Below are 14,576 nucleotides of genomic sequence, written 5' to 3' on the forward strand. Positions count from 1 at the left end.
CAGCATTTTAAAGGTGTAGAAGGTCTTATAAGGACGAAGCATAAGGAAATCAATCACAAGAAAAGGAAATCACAAACAATATTAGACACGTAACACACCGAGAAATTTATTTAAATAGTTGATTTATAAATCAATTTTATAGGTCTATAATCAATACAACAGTAACTGGTTATCAAAATAATAGTGGATAGATAACATTTTTTAGGAGAAATCAATGTTTAACTCAAATCGCCTAGTAACAACCTTAATGTGGGGCGGCGTTGCTGCCGCTGTCTTAACCGGCTGTAATAAACCAGATGCAGATAATGCAGACACCACTACCCAAGCTGCTGATGCCGATGTGAAAAATGTGGCGATTACTGCCATTGTTGAGCATCCGGCTTTAGATGCGGTACGCGCTGGTGTTATTGAAGAATTAGCTGCTGAAGGCTTTAAAGAAGGTGAAAACCTTAAGATTAACTTCCAAAGCGCTCAAGGTAACACCGCTACTGCCGGCCAAATTGCCAAGCAGTTCGTTGGTGAGAACCCAGATGTGATCGTTGCCATTGCGACCCCATCAGCACAATCTGTAGCCGCTGCTACCAACACTATTCCATTGGTATTCTCAGCCGTTACTGACCCAGTTGAAGCAAAACTACTAAACTCACTCGATGGTTCAGGCTCTAACGTAACCGGTGCTTCTGATGCGCTACCATATGCACCACAAATCGACTTAATGAAGCAAATCATTCCTGATCTGAAAAATGTCGGTTATGTCTATAGCCCAGGCGAAGTTAACTCTACCATTGTGTTAAAAAATCTAGAAGCACAGCTAACACCTATGGGCATTAAAGTGCACTCTGCACCTGCGCAAAAGAGTAATGATATCGCTATGGCAGCACGCAGTATCGCTGATAAAGTAGACGTAATTTACTCATCAACCGATAACAACGTCGTATCTGCTTATGAGTCACTATATCAAGTAGCAAAAGAAAGCAAAGTGCCTTTAATTGCTTCTGATACTGACTCTGTTGAACGTGGCGCTATTGCCGCATTAGGCGTGAACTACCATGCGCTTGGTCGCGAGACAGGTAAACTGGTCGTGCGTATCTTAAATGGTGAAGCACCAGGCACGATTCCTGTGTACACACCACAAGAATTAGACCTTTATGTCAGCAAAAGTCATGCTTCTGAGCAAGGTATTGAGCTTCCTCAAGCGTTAATCGATGACGCTAAAGAAGTCTTAGAATAAATACTGATAAAACTAAAAGTTAAATATATGCAGGCTATCTTTTGTGATGCTTAACTTTTAGTTATTTGCTAAAATAGTTTTTAACACAGCCAGTTGTTCGTAGCGTTATTAGTGCGTAGCAGTCTTAATGATTATTATTGGTTATGAGCATTTATTCAACGAATACAACAACGCCATGGTTACCTTGAGCTGCAGATCTTTATCTGTTAAATACACGTTGGTGCCCTACTTGTTTTTTTGGTCTTTGGTCACAGTTTTAACTCACTACCTGTTAAAACCTGTCGCTAAAGTCTAAGCAGCAAGCAGCATGCCCTATACATAGCGGTGTCTTAATCTCTTATGTCTCTCATTGCTTTTTTTGGTGCCCTTGAAAGTGGTCTTATCTATGCGCTAGTCGCTCTTGGTGTGCTACTTTCATTTCGTACCCTAGACTTTCCAGATTTGACTGCCGATGGTAGCTTCCCCTTAGGTGGTGCTGTCGCTGGTATTTCCATTATTTCTGGTATTGATCCATGGATAGCCTGCGGTCTTGGTATGCTTGCCGGTGCTGTTGCGGGTATGGTAACCGCTTGGTTGCATGTTAAATTAGGTATTTTACAGCTGTTGGCCAGTATCTTGGTGATGGTTGCCTTATACTCAGTTAACCTGCGTATTATGGGCGCCCCTAACCTGCCTTTATTGGGAGAGCAAACAGTCTTTAGTGATCTGGTAACCAATGAAAATGGTTCTTGGATGCGCTGTTTAATTATTGGTGCGGTGGTCATCATTGCTAAGCTGATACTCGACTGGTTCTTCTCCACAGAGGCAGGGTTGTCGATGCGTGCTACTGGCTCTAACCTACGCATGGCACAGGCACAAGGTATCAATACCTCTGTCATGACTGTGGTTGGTATGGCCATTTCGAACGCCTTGATTGCTTTAGGCGGTGCGCTGTTCGTTCAGACTCAAGGTAGTGCTGATATCTCTATTGGTATTGGTACCATTGTTATCGGTTTGGCAGCGGTTATTATTGGCGAGACCATTATTCCGGCCAAACGCATTTGGTTGATTACTTTTGCGGTTATCTTAGGTGCTGTGATTTACAAGCTGTTTATCCAAGTCGCTTTATCAAGCAGCACCCTACGCAGTATTGGTTTCGGCTCTCAAGATCTAAACTTAATTACTGCACTATTAGTAGTGATTGCTCTACAGCTGCCTTCGATAAAATCAAAGCTGTTATCCGGCCGCAATTAAATGACCTAACCGCTGAGTTTTTGGATTGATCTTGATAATGGATTTTATAAAAATCAGCACAATAAATTATAGCAAAGCTCGTAATATGCTAATACGTAAGGATATCGCCATATGATGGAAGCCAATGACCTACGGTTAACCTTTAACCGTGGTACGCCAATTGAAAACCCTGCGCTACGTGGCATTAGCTTAAACATCGCTGAAGGTGAGTTTGTGACCGTCATTGGAACAAATGGCGCGGGGAAATCTACCTTTTTGAATGCAGTTAGTGGCACCATACGCGTTGATAGTGGCTCTATCTTATTGAACGGTATGGATGTTACCAAAAAGAGCGCACACAAAAGAGCGCATTGGGTTGCCCGTGTTTTCCAAGACCCTATGGCGGGTACTTGTGAAGCCCTGACCATTGAAGAGAACTTAGCACTGGCCTTCAAACGAGGCGGCAGACGTGGTTTAAAGTTTGCGCTCAATAATGAAAACCGTGAACTGTTCCGTGAAAAGCTGTCTATCTTAAAGCTGGGTCTTGAAAACCGTCTTACCGATAGAATGGGATTGTTATCAGGTGGTCAGCGTCAGGCGGTTAGCTTGCTAATGGCCTCATTACAACCGTCAAAAATCTTACTGCTGGATGAGCACACTGCTGCACTAGATCCTAAAACCGCTGCTTTCGTGTTAGAGCTGACTGATAAGATTGTGCATGATAATAATCTAACCACCATGATGGTCACCCATTCAATGCAGCAGGCACTGACCCATGGTGATCGCACTGTGATGTTACACCAAGGTCAGGTCGTACTTGATGTGGCAGGAGATGAGCGTAAAGGCATGGATGTGCATGACTTACTCGATATGTTCGAGCGCACCCGTGGTGAAAAAGTTGAGGATGACAGCTTAATTTTAAGCTAACCACTGCCCTTCACTTATTCGCTTATTTTTGCGATTAAATATGTTAACTATTAAAAAGCTCACCCTTGATAGGATGAGCTTTTTTAACGCGACCAGTTTAATGACTATATTGGAGGGTTACTCTTTTGACAGTTACTCAGAGCTACTGCGTGACTGTATTGCTAATCAGTTTCTCGGCAGCGGCCAAACTGTTTTCAACATCAATGTATTGAATGTTGCTGCCCCTGATAAGCTCGCGAGTATCATTAAAGCTTACCAAAACCTTATTATCAACTTCGGTAATCAATATCTTTAACGGCAACTGTAAAGCAAAGGTTGGATCCTTCTTCATCAGTGGCGTGCCTGCCTTAGGGTGACCGAATATTAACACGGTTGCTGGCTGCATCTGTAAGCCAACATCATGAGCCGCTTGGGTATGATCAATCTCTGCAAACAGAGTCATATTTATGCTACTAATTGCTGATTTTAGACGCGCGACTGTTTGCTCAAAGTCCTAACGACTAGATACGGTTTTTACTTTGCTACTGTTTAAGTCTAATGTATTTGGCTCAAGCATAAATTGCTGACCCTGACTTAATTGTTTACTCACCGTTTGAATGGAGCCACTAGACTTATCCACTCCCTGGCAGGCTGTTAGCAGTATAGTTGCTGCGCATACCGAAAATAGTGTCAGCCCCTTATTTAAATTTGTACTCATGACATACCCTTCTTTTTTAAATCTGTTTGGGGGTTTAATCGCTTTTACTAACTATTTTTGTTAGCCAATTTATTATTAAAATATTTTATTATTAAACAATAGCTTAGATTGTATCACAGGTTTCTGATTCAACTATTATGCAATTATCGTGCTCAATGTTTTAATTTAAGTGCTTAAGTATCTGGCATCTTGATTGGGCTGACTGCTATTCCTACTTACTTACTCAATCTATTCTATTCATCAATTCTTGTCGTATTCTAGACTTTAAGCCTTAACCTGTTAGTGCTATTTAGGCAAACACAGCGGTTCTTTATCAAAACCGGCGCTCAGGGCTGTCAAAACAGGATTAATTTAATAAAAATAACCATAAACTTACCGACAATCATTGCGTCAGCGAAGAAATATGTCTATCCTAAAGTATAAACATTTGTTTGTAGAGGTATAACAAATAGTTTTCCAAATTAGCTATCATATTATTAAAAGGATTTAAGTATGATAAAGAAAGCCCCATTAGCCGCTATCAACCATAAGGGCATTGCCCTACCCAGTGATGTTTTAAGATTAAATTTCAATGAAAATGCCTTAGGGATGCCGCCTAGTGCCAAGCAAGCCATTGCCGATCATATCAATCTGGCTTTTCGTTACCCTGATGAATACCGACGCAAGCTAATCTCGAAACTAGCCACACGACACAATGTCACCGAAAGCCAAATCTCTATGGGTAATGGTTCTAGTGAAAATATTCGCTCAGTTGTACAGATGCTAAATACTAAAGCACTCAGTCAAGGCTTAAAGTTTCAGGTCATTATCCCCACGCCAACTTTCCATTTTGCTGAACTATACGCCAGCTTGCTCAATATTCCAGTCGTGAGAGTGCCTTTAATCAGTGATGATTTTGCGATAGACCTTGAGACCATGCAATGTATTGCGGATAAATTTGATGGCATTAGTCTGTTTTATCTGGTCAATCCAAATAACCCAACCTCAACCATTATTAAGTCTAAGAAACTGCAAAAGTGTATTAAAGACGCACCTGATAATCACTACTTCTTATTAGATGAGGCCTATGGCGATTATGTTAGAGACCCAGGCTTCACCAGTGGTATCGACTTAATCAAGCAACAACTCTCAGATAATATTATCGTTACTCGGACTTTCTCCAAGCTTTATGCCATGGCTGGACTGCGTGTTGGCTATGCCATTTCCAACGCATTAACCGTCAAGTCGCTAGAATCTTTTATGTCGCTTGATAACACCAATCTAGCCGGCGCGCTTGCCGCCAGTGCAGCGTTAGATGACACCGAGTTTCGAGATTATGCCTTACAATCAAACAATGAGGCCCGTCTTATTGTCGAGAATGCATTGGACGAGTTAGGGTTACGTTATTTGGACAGCCAGGCCTGCTTTGTGCTGCATGAGATAACCACCGAGGTGCCACTCTATCAGTCACGTATGGCTGAGCATAATATCTTGGTTGGTCGAGAGTTCTTACCAATTAGGGGTTATAACCGAGTATCACTGGGTACACCAGAGCAAATGCAGAAGTTTGTGACTACCTTAAAGCTTTTTCGTGATAAAAACTGGCTGTAGCAGCTGCAAAAACGAGACAAAAAAAAACTGTTCAACTTTTTCAACATTTGTTCATTTTTTTATTGCGCTGAAAAAATTTTAGGTGTATATTTCGCAGCCACACTACTGTCTCGTTGCTTAAGCACTGTCAGGTTATAGCTATACTGGCATATCTAAGGCTGGCGCTAAACATACGAGCTACTTAGACTAATCCCCTGCTTGGAGTATATTATTGATGAAGGATTCTTTGTTTGGCGTCATATCAGCGGTGACTATAATTGTGGCCACTATGCTCTCTGCCTGTACCATATCGCCTAATACTGGCGATATCGATGTTAGCGGACCACCAACACCGATTTCTGTGCCGGTGATTATCAGTGTTCAAACTGATAATAACAAGCCTAAAAAGGAAGACAAGCCGCAAGATGAGGCAGATAAGTCAATTCATGCCTGTACGCTAAGCGCCTTTACCCATCAGTATCGTACAGAGAACACCAATAGAGGTCGCGCACGTTTCGATGTCAAAAAGCAATGCTTAAGAGAGTTTGATGAGATGTTCTGTCGTGACCAAGATATCAAGTGTACTGAATATAATTAACCTGACCCCATAAACTGTACTCAATACTCAACAGCATCTTGCTTAACGCTAAGCACAAAAAAAGCCTAACAATTATTGTTAGGCTTTTTTTATTGCAGTCTATATTTGTCGAAGCTATTTAATGTTTAAACAAGAATTAGATATCAAACTCTAAAGCACGATCGCCTTGATCATCTTGAATACGGGTTGGCAGGCCGATTTTGTTAAGTAGATTGATAAATGGCTTCACATCCAGCTCTTCAACGTTTGCCATATGACCCACGTCCCACTCACCAGTGGCCACTAAAATAGCAGCTGCGACAGGAGGGACGCCAGCAGTATAAGAGATACCTTGACTACCGACTTCGTTATAGGCTTCTTTGTGATCTGATACGTTGTAGATAAATACTTCAGTGTCTACCCCGTTAATCTTACCTTTAACTTTGTCACCAATACAGGTTTTACCGGTGTAGTTTGGTGCCAATGAGCTTGGGTCTGGTAGCACAGCTTTCACTACTTTCAGTGGTACCACTTCTTGACCTTCGGCAGTAATGACTGGCTGCTCAGATAATAAGCCTAAGCTTTGTAATACGGTAAACACATTGATGTAATGATCACCAAAGCCCATCCAGAAACGAATGTTGGGTACATCTAAGTTCGCTGATAACGAGTGGATTTCGTCATGACCACTTAGGTAGCTGTTTTGCTCACCAACCACAGGTAAATCATCAGTACGTTTGACTTCAAACATTTTGTTTGACTGCCACTGGCTGTTTTGCCAAGAGTATACGGTACCGGTAAATTCACGGAAATTAATCTCTGGGTCAAAGTTGGTAGCAAAGTACTTGCCATGGCTGCCGGCATTAATATCGATAATATCAATATCGGTTACCGAGCCTTTATCCATCATATCGTAACCAACGCGCGCGTACGCATTAACCACACCGGGATCAAAACCAGCACCTAAAATGGCGGTTACATTATTATCGGCACAGCGCTGTTTGCGCTTCCACTCGTAGTTGCCATACCAAGGCGGGGTCTCACAAATCTTGCGAGGATCTTCATGAATAGCAGTGTCAATATAAGCCACACCGGTATCGATACAGGCTTCAAGAACGGTCATATTGACGAAAGCAGAACCCACATTAATCACAATTTGGGTGTCTGTTTGTTTGATTAACTCAGCTACTGCTGCTGAGTCCATCGCATCGATGGCATGGGTATGCAAAGTCGCAGGTTGCTTAAAGCTACCTTTTTCTTTAACGCTTTCAGCAATGGCATCACATTTGGCTTTGGTACGAGAAGCAATATGAATCTCGCCCAATACATCATTGTGCATCGCACATTTATGGGCAACCACTTGCGCAACACCGCCTGCGCCTATGATCAATACATTACGTTTTGAAGCTTGAGTAGTCACTCTAAAAATCCTCCTTAGTGGGTCAGCTTATTTCTAGACAAGTGACGCCGTGAATGTTGTGCGTGAATTAAAAAGGAAGAATTAGGAAAACCCACGCACCCGAATAAGATGTTAAAAAAGCCCGCAATTATAAAGTTAAATGCTCCATTATGCGAGCTTTGATACTGTAAAATATACAAAAATTAGATGACAATTTAGGTTAATAAAAAAAGTTAGCTTAAGACAGGCTGGCCTTAAAGTCGTCATAGCCAAAGGTTTTTTGAACCTTAAGCTCGCCTTGCTCGTCACAAATAACAATCGCTGGCATCGCTACCCCATTGAACCAGTTTTTCTTAACCATGGTATAACCCGCTGCGTTACCAAACGCCACTTTATCACCAATAGCCAATGGCTTATCTAGCGCATACTCACCGAAGATATCGCCTGCCAGACATGATTTACCATAAATAATGGTGCTGTCATCGGTCTCTTGCGATGTCATATGACAGTTGTCATCATTGATTTGAACCAGCGGAGCAGTTTCACGATAGATTAACAAATCCAGCATGTGCGCTTCGATTGACGCATCAACTACGGCCAACGGCTTACCGTTGTGCAAAGTATCTAATACTGTGGTTACCAGTTTGGCAGCGTTATGAATACAGGCTTCACCCGGCTCTAGATACACTTGCACCCGGTATTTTTCACTAAAGTCTTTTAAGCGCTGTGCTAATTTTTCAAGCGGATAGTCTGGTGCAATAAAGTGAATACCGCCGCCTAAGCTGACCCATTCAAGTTGATGAAACAGATCACCAAACTTGTTTTCAATGTCATCAAGACTGGCACTAAAGGCCTCAAAGCTTTCGTTCTCACAGTTATTATGAATCATCACGCCGGTGATGTGGTCAATAACAGGTTTTATTTTGTTAATGTCATGCTCGCCTAGACGACTAAAAGGACGGGCGGGATCAGCAATAATAAAAGATGAGTTGCTGGTTTTTGGATTAATACGCAAACCAACCGGCACACCTTTTGCCGTAGCTTGATCTTTGAACGCATGTAACTGATTAAAAGAGTTAAAGATAATCTTGTCAGCGTAGGTTAATACGTCATCAATTTCATCAGGGCTATAGGCCACACTATAAGCATGCGTTTCTTTATCTGACCCATCACCAAACTCTTCTTTGCCCAAGCGCACCTCATTCAGTGAGGACGATGTGGTGCCATGCAAATAAGGCGCCATCTCATCAAACACGCCCCAAGTGGCAAAGCACTTAAGTGCCAACAACGCTTTTGCACCAGATAAATCACACAGCTGTTTAACAATCTCAAGGTTTTGCTTTAAGGCAGGGATATCAATTTGGTAATACGGTGTTTTTAGCATAGACCATTCCTAGGCAGTGAGTAATAAGGCAAACAGGTTTTTTGACCCTGCGATTATGGGTAGCCTTCAGTCAAAATTCAAGCAATTTTTGATGCTAAAGATGATTTTAGTGGCGCCTATAAGCTGAGCTTTAAGCCATCACATTTTTGAGTATTTCAATAGCTAAGCGATTAAAGCTAACTAGCCAAAATAGTTGAATCAAACAAAAGCTAAATAAGATAAACTCTAAATAAAACAAACGCTAAATAAGATAAAAGATAAACCAGACAAATCTAACCCACTATTCATTGATATCTTTTAACGGAAAATCAATCTTTTTGCCATTAGGATGAAATGCATAACAAACCACTTCCCTATCGCCATCTTCCCAGCTGGTAACGGTTGGTGTCAGCACCGACATTTCATAATAAGACTTCTTATATGACTTACCGACATAACCTTTAAACTTGTCTTCGCACACATCAAGCATGCTGTTCAATAAGGTTTCAGTCTCCACATATTCTTTAGCCTCAGGCAGATTGAATATATAGTAAATCTCATTGTCATGCAGCGCCTGACAATCGACAATAGGAAAGTTATCTGCGGCGGTATTACGCGCCTCATCGATGATGATGTCCTCTTCACTCGGGTCATCAAAGCACATGCCCACAAGCAAGTCATTGACTTCGCTGTCAACAACGATACTTTGGCTGTCTTGCTGTGAGCAGCTAACACCTAATATCGCTAACATCATCATAGCTACCCACCGATACTTCATAAAACGCCCTTTTCTGTTTTAATTTAACTTTTTAACTGACTTTACTTAACGGGTTTGCCCAGTCAGTAATTACAATCAACTTTATAGCCAATTATATAATACTTTATAATTTAATAACTTATCTAAGCCTATTATCTGGCCAAATAAGTGGTCATATCTTCCACACCATGCAAGGTCATCGGATACATGTGCCCCTGCATGATCTTTTCAATCTCATTAATGGTATGCACATACTGCCAGTGTGCTTGCTCAACCGGATTAAGCCACGCCACCTTATCAAAGTGTTCTAATATGCGCTTTAACCATACCGCGCCTGGCTCAGGATTCATGTACTCGACACTGCCGCCCACTGAAAACAGCTCATAAGGCGACATCGACGCATCCCCGACAAAAATCACTCGATATTCACGGCCGTATTTTTGTAGCAGCTCCATAGTAGGCGTACGCTCGGCATGACGGCGTTGATTGTTCTTCCACACAAAGTCATACAAACAGTTGTGAAAATAGAAAAACTCTAAGGTTTTAAATTCATTTTTGGCCGCTGAGAATAAGCTTTCAAGTGCTTCAATATGCTCATCCATACTGCCGCCCACATCAAACAACATTAACACCTTAACTCGATTACGACGCTCTGGCTGCATATGAATATCCAGCACCCCTTTTTGCGCTGTACGCTTAATGGTTTGCTCAATATCCAACTCATCGGCACTACCGGTACGGGCAAACTGACGCAAATTGCGCAGCGCCATCTGTAATTGGCGAGTACCCAGCAGCTTATCATCATCGAGGTCACGGTATTTGCGTTGTTCCCAGACTTTGACCGCACTGCGTTTACGCGATTCACCGCCGACACGAACCCCTTCTGGGTGATCGCCATAAGCACCAAATGGAGAAGTGCCACCGGTACCGACCCATTTACTGCCACCTTGATGGCGCTCTTTTTGTTCTTTTAAGCGCTCTTCGAGTGCCTTCATCAGCTCCTCAAGTGAGCCGTATTTTTTGAGCAAACGACGCTGCTCTTCGGTTAAGTTTTTTGGATCAAGCTTTAAGTCGAGCCACTCTTTGGGAATGTGAGTCAGCTTCGACATCAGCTCATCGATATCTAAGCTATCGACACCTTCAAAATAGTCCGCCATGGCCCGATCAAACTTATCAAAGTGACGCTCATCTTTGACCATACACAGCTTAATCAGCCGGTACATATCGTCACGACTGGCAAAGGTCCATAAGTCCTTGTTGTCGGGATCATCCGCAGACAGCTCTGGATGTGGCTGACGCATCAAGCCCTTATCCAGCGCTGCATTTAAATCGAGTAGCTCACGGGTGCTAACTGGCACCCCATAAGCACGCAAGGTATAAAACAATTTGACAAACATAGCCGCCCTCTTGGTTCTAAATTAGAAACGATGTGCCAGCGACTAGCGATTCATCAAGTTAGCAAAGCGCTGTAATAAGCTAATATCGGCTTCGTTTTTAAGCAGTGCACCATATAACGGCGGAATTGACTTTTCACCACGTAGGTTTTCTTCAAGCTCTTCTTGTGCCATGTCATCTGCTAATAGTAGCGTTAACCAATCAACCAACTCTGATGTTGAAGGCGGCTTTTTAAGCCCTTGTAAACTACGAAGCTTATAGAACACATTGAGCGCATCATTGACCAGTTTTTGTTGAATGTCTGGGAAATGCACCTCAACGATTTGGCGCATGGTTTCTTCATCTGGGAAGTCAATGTAATGGAAAAAGCAGCGACGTAAGAATGCATCGGGCAGCTCTTTTTCGTTATTTGAGGTGATAATCACTACCGGACGCTTGTCAGCAGTGATGGTTTCACCCGTCTCATAAACATAAAACGACATTTTGTCCAACTCATGCAGCAAGTCGTTTGGAAACTCAATATCGGCTTTATCAATTTCGTCAATCAGCAACACGCTGCGCTGTTCTGAGGTAAAGGCTTCCCACAATTTACCAGGCTTAATGTAGTTGTTGATGTCATACACTTTGTCATCGCCCAGTTGTGAATCACGTAGACGCGAAACAGCGTCGTACTCATACAGACCTTGCTCCGCTTTGGTCGTCGACTTAATGTGCCAAGTAATCAGTGGCATACCTAAACTTTGTGCCACTTCTTCCGCCAATAAGGTCTTACCTGTTCCTGGCTCACCTTTAATCAGTAAAGGCTTTTGCAAGGTGATGGCGGCATTGACCGCAAGCTGTAAGTCATCGGTAGCAATATAGCTTTGGGTACCTGAAAATTGGGTATTTTGGGCGTGTTGTTGATTATTATCAATGTCTTGGCTCATAACAAAGTTCTCGCTGGCTAATGGTGAGTTATCTAAGTAAAAATAAGGTTAAATATAACAAATAAAACAACAAACAGAAATTTAATACTGTTATTTATAGCGTTTGTATTTATAGCAACTGAGTCATGCTTGAGTGATTCTAGATTGATGGATATCAGTGAGGTGATATTATCTAAACTAATCACCTAGTCTAGGCAAATACTGAGGTTTTGCAAGTGCAGGGCATTGTTAATAAGAATATTGCTAGCGAAAGAGCTGCCATAATCAGCAAAACAAAATGCTTTCTTATCGCAATCGTCTTATGCCAGTTAGTGATATAACTAATTTAAAACAGAGTGTTATAAAAGAAAGAGATATAAAAGAGAGGGGTATAAAAAGAAGCCGGTATAAAAAAATGGGTTATTAAAGAGGTGGATTCAAGTGTTACCACACTAAAAGTAGTAACACTTGATTGATAGTAGACTTAATTAATAGTGACAGGTGAGCGCTATGATTTTGGCTTATCGTTTGGGCCTTTAGTTGGTTTAGTCACTGTTTTTTCTATAGGCTTCTCTGCAGTTTTAACTGTAGGCTCAGGCTGCTTAACGGGCTTGCTGTCTACTGTTCTATCAGCTGGTTTGGCTAACATTTCATCTTGTTTCTCTGCTGGTTTAGCAGGCTGTTTTCTTGCCTTATTGCTAAGCTTAGTTGCTTCCGATTTTAAGCTTTTGAACAAGCCCTTTGACTTGGTATTGGTTTCTACCTTTTCGCCATCAACTTCTTGTACTATTTGTGCATAATTGGCAGAAGCCAGCTCTAATTGGCGCTGTTCTTCTAGGCGCTCTTGCTCACGCATACGGTCAGAATTTGACTCAATGACACTTCTAATCATTTGCCAAATAAATCCAAGCACCAGTCCCACAGAAAACACCACTAAAATAGGCAATAAACTGCGCATAGCCATGCCTGGCTCTTTCATCAAGATGCCATATATCACACCAATGCTTGCCGGTGCAATATCACCAGAGTCACCTGCTGCTGAACCAGGTGCCATCAATACTGAAAAAACGGCCAACCAGCTCATGCCACCAATAGGGCTTGGTAATACTTTGACCACAAACAACCAAAGTAATAGCACCACAATTGAGAACCCGATATAAGCATACATGGGCAGCATATCAGGTGGCACATCTGCCACAAAATTACTCCACCAAATGGTCAATCGGCTTGCTGCTTCACTGATATCATCAAGTGGTAAATTAGAAACTATATTGCGTAACCAGTCCATGCAATGCTCAGTCTACAATTAATTAATTTAAATTTAAATCTTCGATTTGTTAGGCAGTATTCTACCATGACTTGATGAATAATAAACCTATCATGGCGGCATCTATGCCCTGCTCTGCCCTCTCATCATACAAAATAGTACGCTGATTAAGCTATCAGAAACCACTAAACGCTGCTGTTAGCTCGTTTTAATTTTAGCCTATTTTAAATGTTTTTTGATGAAAAAGAAAAAGCTATCTGTCTATTACTCACCAAAACAACGTTAACTTAAAGCTATCACTCATCTTCTATAGCACTTCTTTATGAGGGAAAAGCTAGTCGTAGCGATTGTCTTGTGATTCTTTCATACGTGACTGAGCTTGAGCCAATAGCACATCAGATGGCGGTGATTGGACAAAATAGCCTTGTGACTCTAATTTAGCGATCACCTCTTGCTTATCTACTCGTGCCAGCTTTTTGGTTTCTGCTAAGTCTAAATGCATTAAAAACTTAGATTCGCCCAAGCTTTGGCGCAGCTCTTTTGGTAACACACCAAGCCAATCTTTTAGCTCATCGGTATCATTAGGATAATCTGGACGCGCGATATAAACATACATTTCACTGTGTTTTGGAAACTTATAAATATCACAATGCATACTAAATCCAACCTTGTTAATTCATTTTTTATAAGCGGCTATTGTAACATGATTGAACCAATCTTAGCGTATGCTTAAACCCAATTATCGCCACTTTAATCCACACTTATTAGCGCAGAAGAATTTGTTACTTGTAAAATAGTGCCACACCTTTCATAATAGCACTGTTTTTCAGGAGAGCGCAGTAAGCGAATACCGTATTGTATGACTCGTATCATATGACTATAGGTATCACTGCCACCGAAGGCGTAATCACCCTGCCAATCGCTCAGGTAACCGGACTGAATAACTCATTAATCTTGTCAGCACCTTAAGCGGTGTTGCAGCAAGAGCTTGAAAGCCAAACACTTTAAAGCAGCAATGACAAATCTGGAGAGAGATACATTTTAGCAAATGCTTAGGCACAGGCTGGTATCCACCGAAGGGGAAAAGACATGTTAGTTTTAATTTGCTAAACAGCTACATGCTATTGATTCAATAAAGACAATAGCAGCAGCTAAATTACAACTAAGATGACGAAAATCTCAGGTCACAGGACAGATGGGGCAAATAAGTTAGACAAGACATCTTATGTCAGTAATGATGAAATCATAGACTGTATTACAGCTTTGGTTTTAACTGA

General features: G+C 41.7%; 14 protein-coding genes and 2 riboswitches. Of the genes, 5 read left to right on the top strand and 9 right to left on the bottom strand.

The window, feature by feature from the left end:
- Window positions 1-214: 214 nt before the first annotated feature.
- The 3 genes from A6J60_RS03625 (at window position 215) to A6J60_RS03635 (ending at window position 3,370) form a co-directional block, all read left to right on the top strand.
- Complete coding sequence (locus A6J60_RS03625; protein WP_096064775.1) at window positions 215-1,231, top strand: ABC transporter substrate-binding protein; 1,017 nt, start codon at window positions 215-217, stop codon at window positions 1,229-1,231.
- 339 nt (window positions 1,232-1,570) lie between these two features.
- Window positions 1,571-2,464 carry an ABC transporter permease gene (locus tag A6J60_RS03630; protein ID WP_096064776.1) on the top strand — a complete coding sequence of 298 codons (894 nt, stop codon included), beginning with the start codon at window positions 1,571-1,573 and terminating at the stop codon, window positions 2,462-2,464.
- Window positions 2,465-2,575: 111 nt separating this feature from the next.
- Entirely contained in the window at window positions 2,576-3,370 is a 795-nt protein-coding gene (locus tag A6J60_RS03635) for an ABC transporter ATP-binding protein (protein ID WP_096064777.1), read from the top strand.
- A gap of 142 nt (window positions 3,371-3,512) precedes the next feature.
- Here the strand turns inward: A6J60_RS03635 and A6J60_RS13610 are convergent, their stop codons facing one another.
- Both A6J60_RS13610 and A6J60_RS13615 read right to left on the bottom strand, forming a co-directional pair.
- Window positions 3,513-3,812, bottom strand: a complete 300-nt coding sequence (locus A6J60_RS13610) for a DUF302 domain-containing protein (protein WP_264755563.1) — start codon at window positions 3,810-3,812, stop codon at window positions 3,513-3,515.
- 51 nt (window positions 3,813-3,863) lie between these two features.
- Complete coding sequence (locus tag A6J60_RS13615; protein ID WP_264755564.1) at window positions 3,864-4,067, bottom strand: hypothetical protein; 204 nt, start codon at window positions 4,065-4,067, stop codon at window positions 3,864-3,866.
- Window positions 4,068-4,559: 492 nt separating this feature from the next.
- Between A6J60_RS13615 and A6J60_RS03645 the strand changes: the two genes are divergently transcribed.
- Complete coding sequence (locus A6J60_RS03645; protein ID WP_096064778.1) at window positions 4,560-5,657, top strand: pyridoxal phosphate-dependent aminotransferase; 1,098 nt, start codon at window positions 4,560-4,562, stop codon at window positions 5,655-5,657.
- Between the two features lie 214 nt (window positions 5,658-5,871).
- The gene (locus A6J60_RS03650; RefSeq protein ID WP_096064779.1) at window positions 5,872-6,234 is read left to right on the top strand and encodes a hypothetical protein; all 363 of its coding nucleotides are present in this window, start codon (window positions 5,872-5,874) and stop codon (window positions 6,232-6,234) included.
- A 136-nt stretch (window positions 6,235-6,370) separates the two neighbouring features.
- Here A6J60_RS03650 and A6J60_RS03655 read toward each other — a convergent pair whose 3' ends face one another.
- From A6J60_RS03655 to A6J60_RS03685, 7 genes are all read right to left on the bottom strand, one after another.
- Window positions 6,371-7,633: a saccharopine dehydrogenase family protein gene (locus A6J60_RS03655; RefSeq protein ID WP_096064780.1), complete on the bottom strand. Its 1,263-nt coding sequence runs from the start codon at window positions 7,631-7,633 to the stop codon at window positions 6,371-6,373.
- A gap of 217 nt (window positions 7,634-7,850) precedes the next feature.
- On the bottom strand, window positions 7,851-8,996 hold the full coding sequence (nspC, locus tag A6J60_RS03660) for a carboxynorspermidine decarboxylase (RefSeq protein ID WP_096064781.1): 1,146 nt from the start codon (window positions 8,994-8,996) through the stop codon (window positions 7,851-7,853).
- Window positions 8,997-9,276: 280 nt separating this feature from the next.
- The gene (locus A6J60_RS03665; protein ID WP_096064782.1) at window positions 9,277-9,753 is read right to left on the bottom strand and encodes a septum formation family protein; all 477 of its coding nucleotides are present in this window, start codon (window positions 9,751-9,753) and stop codon (window positions 9,277-9,279) included.
- A 131-nt stretch (window positions 9,754-9,884) separates the two neighbouring features.
- A complete protein-coding gene (locus tag A6J60_RS03670; protein ID WP_096064783.1) occupies window positions 9,885-11,129 on the bottom strand; it encodes a vWA domain-containing protein in 1,245 nt (414 codons plus the stop codon).
- A 42-nt stretch (window positions 11,130-11,171) separates the two neighbouring features.
- A complete protein-coding gene (locus tag A6J60_RS03675) occupies window positions 11,172-12,053 on the bottom strand; it encodes an AAA family ATPase (protein WP_096064784.1) in 882 nt (293 codons plus the stop codon).
- A gap of 487 nt (window positions 12,054-12,540) precedes the next feature.
- Entirely contained in the window at window positions 12,541-13,320 is a 780-nt protein-coding gene (locus tag A6J60_RS03680) for a hypothetical protein (protein WP_227526051.1), read from the bottom strand.
- A gap of 313 nt (window positions 13,321-13,633) precedes the next feature.
- A complete protein-coding gene (locus A6J60_RS03685; RefSeq protein WP_096064785.1) occupies window positions 13,634-13,954 on the bottom strand; it encodes a YcgL domain-containing protein in 321 nt (106 codons plus the stop codon).
- Between the two features lie 162 nt (window positions 13,955-14,116).
- A riboswitch (glycine riboswitch) is annotated at window positions 14,117-14,248 on the top strand.
- A 65-nt stretch (window positions 14,249-14,313) separates the two neighbouring features.
- Window positions 14,314-14,504, top strand: a riboswitch (glycine riboswitch).
- Window positions 14,505-14,576: the final 72 nt, after the last annotated feature.

Origin of the sequence: Psychrobacter sp. FDAARGOS_221, from assembly GCF_002313155.2 — a bacterium.
Taxonomy (GTDB): domain Bacteria; phylum Pseudomonadota; class Gammaproteobacteria; order Pseudomonadales; family Moraxellaceae; genus Psychrobacter.

What these genes read in the sequence shown, in the direction of transcription:
- A6J60_RS03625 (WP_096064775.1), top strand. Translation starts at nt 215, where the DNA reads ATGTTTAACTCAAATCGCCTAGTAACAACCTTAATGTGGGGCGGCGTT.
- A6J60_RS03630 (WP_096064776.1), top strand. Translation starts at nt 1,571, where the DNA reads ATGTCTCTCATTGCTTTTTTTGGTGCCCTTGAAAGTGGTCTTATCTAT.
- A6J60_RS03635 (WP_096064777.1), top strand. Translation starts at nt 2,576, where the DNA reads ATGATGGAAGCCAATGACCTACGGTTAACCTTTAACCGTGGTACGCCA.
- A6J60_RS13610 (WP_264755563.1), bottom strand. Translation starts at nt 3,812, where the DNA reads ATGACTCTGTTTGCAGAGATTGATCATACCCAAGCGGCTCATGATGTT.
- A6J60_RS13615 (WP_264755564.1), bottom strand. Translation starts at nt 4,067, where the DNA reads ATGAGTACAAATTTAAATAAGGGGCTGACACTATTTTCGGTATGCGCA.
- A6J60_RS03645 (WP_096064778.1), top strand. Translation starts at nt 4,560, where the DNA reads ATGATAAAGAAAGCCCCATTAGCCGCTATCAACCATAAGGGCATTGCC.
- A6J60_RS03650 (WP_096064779.1), top strand. Translation starts at nt 5,872, where the DNA reads ATGAAGGATTCTTTGTTTGGCGTCATATCAGCGGTGACTATAATTGTG.
- nspC (WP_096064781.1), bottom strand. Translation starts at nt 8,996, where the DNA reads ATGCTAAAAACACCGTATTACCAAATTGATATCCCTGCCTTAAAGCAA.
- A6J60_RS03665 (WP_096064782.1), bottom strand. Translation starts at nt 9,753, where the DNA reads ATGAAGTATCGGTGGGTAGCTATGATGATGTTAGCGATATTAGGTGTT.
- A6J60_RS03670 (WP_096064783.1), bottom strand. Translation starts at nt 11,129, where the DNA reads ATGTTTGTCAAATTGTTTTATACCTTGCGTGCTTATGGGGTGCCAGTT.
- A6J60_RS03675 (WP_096064784.1), bottom strand. Translation starts at nt 12,053, where the DNA reads ATGAGCCAAGACATTGATAATAATCAACAACACGCCCAAAATACCCAA.
- A6J60_RS03680 (WP_227526051.1), bottom strand. Translation starts at nt 13,320, where the DNA reads ATGGACTGGTTACGCAATATAGTTTCTAATTTACCACTTGATGATATC.
- A6J60_RS03685 (WP_096064785.1), bottom strand. Translation starts at nt 13,954, where the DNA reads ATGCATTGTGATATTTATAAGTTTCCAAAACACAGTGAAATGTATGTT.